The organism is uncultured Oscillibacter sp. (assembly GCF_910579365.1).
Taxonomy (GTDB): domain Bacteria; phylum Bacillota; class Clostridia; order Oscillospirales; family Oscillospiraceae; genus Oscillibacter.
Genome location: NZ_CAJTUX010000135.1, coordinates 1 through 3,304, shown reverse-complemented (window position 1 = coordinate 3,304; position 3,304 = coordinate 1). Strand labels below are relative to the sequence as shown.

The window sequence follows — 3,304 nt, the reverse complement described above, 5'->3', positions numbered from 1 at the left end:
GGAGCCGGAGGCCCAGCGGCTTGCCACGGCGCTGGAAATTTACGTTTCCGGCAGTCTGAACGTATTTAACCACCGGACCAACGTGAAAATCAACAGCCGGATCGTGTGCTACGTCATTAAAAAGCTGGGGAAACAGCTTAAAAAGTTCGGTATGCAGGTAGTCCAGGACCAGGTGTGGGGCCGGGTCAGTGAGAACCGGGAGGCCCACAAGTCCACCCGCCTCTACATTGACGAAATGCACCTGCTTCTCCGCGAGGAACAGACCGCCGCCTACACGGTGGAGATTTGGAAACGGTTCAGAAAATGGGGCGGTATCCCCACCGGAATTACCCAAAACGTCAAGGATTTGCTTTCTTCCCGCGAAATTGAGAACATTTTTGAAAACTCTGACTTTGTGTATATGCTCAATCAGGCGGGCGGCGACCGGCAAATCCTGGCGAAGCAGCTCAATATCTCCCCTCACCAGCTTGGCTATGTGACCAACTCCAACGCTGGCGAGGGGCTTTTGTTCTTCGGGAGCGTCATTATCCCCTTTGTGGACCATTTCCCGAAGGATACGGAACTCTATGAAATCATGACCACCCGCTTGGAGGACCTTGCGGCGCAGTAAAGGAGGTGCTGACCCATAGACCCATTGCAGAGTAATGAGACGATTCAGCAGTTTATGAAGCTGCTGGAGGAAAACAACCGGCAGGGGCAGGCGCAGGATTTGTCTCTCCTGATGTTCTACATGGACGGCATGACCCGGCAATTCGAGGCTGTATCCCAGGAATTGCAGGAGGTCCGCCAGCAGCTTGCCCAGGCCCAGGAATCCCCGGCGAAAAAGGCCATTGGCCGAATGGTGGAAGCCCTGGGGCACAAGGTAGAGCAGGCGCGGGAGGCGCTGGATGATCTGCGGGAGAGAATCACGGATTGCGCCAAAAATGCTGTGGAAAATTTCAAGGAGGCGGGCGTGTCGGCGATGGACAGGGCTGTGTCCGCCATAGGCGTTAAAAATGTGCTGGAATCCTTGCAGGAGAAGATCAGCGGAATGCTTTCCGATACAAAGCAGAACATTGAAAAGGTGGAGAGCATCGGCCATGAGCTGCGGAGCGTGGGCGGTCATTTGAAGAACGCCGGACGTACCCTGACCGGCAAGGAGACGCAGACGGTGGACGGCGGGCAGGAGGGGCGTTTTCAGTCCGTGGTGCTGGCCCCCATGCGGACCACACAAAAGCTGCTGTCCGGCATGAACAACGCCACCCTTGCCGCTATCGGCGGGATGGAGAGTTTGGAGCTGTCGGCGGAGGCCGCACGGGAGGCGCGGGCGGAGCGTCAGGCGGAGAAAAAGCCCTCCATCCGGCAGGCATTGGCGGAGAAACGGGCGGAAGCCGCCGCCCAGCCCGCCCCTGCGCCGGATAAAGAGCATAAGGCCCCGGAGGCGGCTCTATGAGCGGCAAACGGTTCCAATCCAGGGCGAAAACGGTGCAGAAGCTGGGCCGGGACGGTCTGGTGGAGCAAAACATGGCTACCGGCGAGGAAAAGCGCGTCAGCCAGCGGACGGCGGATGTATCCTTCGGTCCGGCCCGTCCCCAGGAACAGGCGGCGGGCCACCGCGCGGTTCAGCGGAGCGGCGGCGATTCCGTTTCCCCTGGCAAGAAACGGCGGAAACAGCCCCGGCCCGTCCAGCAGACGGCGGAGGAAGCGGCCTATGCCACCCCGGAACCCGCCAGCGTCCCGGAGGCTCCCATGCCGGATACTCCGTCCATGCGGATGGCGGCGGACGCGCCCATGATGGCCGCTCCCACCGGCAGCGAGGACCCGCCCCCGCCGCCAGCCTCCCGGAAGCGCCGCAAGCGGAAGAACCGTAAAAAATCCAAGCAGCGGCAGGCGGCAAAGCACACCCCGAACGCCGCCCGTTCTCTGGAAGATCAGGCTATGCGCACTGCTGGGGACGCTCCCATGCAGAACCGTCCCCCCGGCCAAGGGCGAAAGCCCTCGGTGAAACGCCCGCCCCGTCCAGTGGAGGGGGGCGGACGGCTGCAATTCAAGGCGGCAGAGGGTGAACAGCTCCCTTCTGACAGCAAGGCCCCCGCTGATGGCAGGGCGAAGATGAAGAAGCGGCAGGCACAGCGGTTTACCCCGGATTCCGCCCGTCCTGCGGACGAACCCCAGCCCTCCCGCCTGATACCTGATGGCGGCAGTCGGCTTCATTTTGAGGGTTCGGAGGTCCCGGCCCCTGACGCAGAAGCACCCGTTGATGAAAAACGGGCGGTGATGAAGCGGCAGGTCACGGACCACGCCGCCCAGCCGGAGCAGTCAGAGGGTGGGGGCGACACCCACCAGCGGGACAGTCCCCCGGCAGGATCGCCGTCCCCCGCGCCGGATGACCGGGCGTATCAGAAGCGGCAGGCGGCAAAGTTCGCTGCCCACTCCGCTGCTGGCAAGGCGGACCGGCCACGGCTGCAATTTGAGGAACCGCCCTCTGCGGCGGACAGCGCCCCCACCCCTGCGCCAAAGGAGGACTCCCAGCCGCCCAGCCGGAACTATCAAAAGGCCGTGCGCCGGGTAAAACGTGCGGAGGGTCAGGTGGAACAGGCGCGGGAGCATCTTCCCACCAAGCGCCGGTTATCCTTCCAGCCGGAGGTGGAGGTTGAGACGGGCAGGACCCGCCGCCGTCTCCACTTTGAGCAGGAGGTTTTGCCGGAATATAGACCACCCTCTCTGCCCGCCCGCGCCGGTGGTATGGTGAAAACGGCGGCAGTGATGAAGCTCCACGGCAAGATACATGAATCCGAGCGGCAGAATGTGGCGGTGGAGGCCACCCACAAAAGCGAATTATTTATGGAGCAGGGTGTGGGCCGTGCCCTGCGCTGGCAGAGAAACTGCCGCCGCTCCAAGCCCTACCGCGCCCTGCGCCAAGCGGAGCAGCGGGCGGCAAAGGAAAATGTCAAACTGGCATGGCAGACTGCCCTCCGGGACAACCCGGAGCTGCGGCGCAAAAATGCCCTCGCCAAGTGGATACAAAAGCAGAAAATCAAGCGGAAGTATGCCCAGGCCGCGCATGAGGCCAAGCAGACGGCGCACTTCACCCAAAACGTGGTACACGCCACCGGGCAGATCGTCCGGGCGGTCCAGCAATACATAGCGGCACGAAAATCGCTGCTGCTGGTTGTGGCAATGCTGGCCATGGTGGTGGTGTTCTTCTCCGCTGGCATGACCTCCTGTACTGCTATGCTCTCCGGGTTCCAGTCCTCCTACATTTCCGCGTCCTATATGGCGAATGAGCAGGATATTTGCAATTCAGACCTCTATTATACGGAAA

General features: G+C 61.8%; 2 protein-coding genes and 1 pseudogene. All 3 read left to right on the top strand.

The features are described from left to right. The coding region (locus QZ329_RS15340) for a VirB4-like conjugal transfer ATPase, CD1110 family (protein WP_365352352.1) at positions 1–610 on the top strand (610 nt) is incomplete at its 5' end. 24 nt (positions 611–634) lie between these two features. Then, positions 635–1,432 carry a DUF6674 family protein gene (locus QZ329_RS15335; protein ID WP_365352349.1) on the top strand — a complete coding sequence of 266 codons (798 nt, stop codon included), beginning with the start codon at positions 635–637 and terminating at the stop codon, positions 1,430–1,432. Beyond that, positions 1,429–3,304: pseudogene (locus QZ329_RS15330) on the top strand (peptidase M24); the annotation flags it as partial. The gene QZ329_RS15335 and the pseudogene QZ329_RS15330, both read left to right, overlap by 4 nt.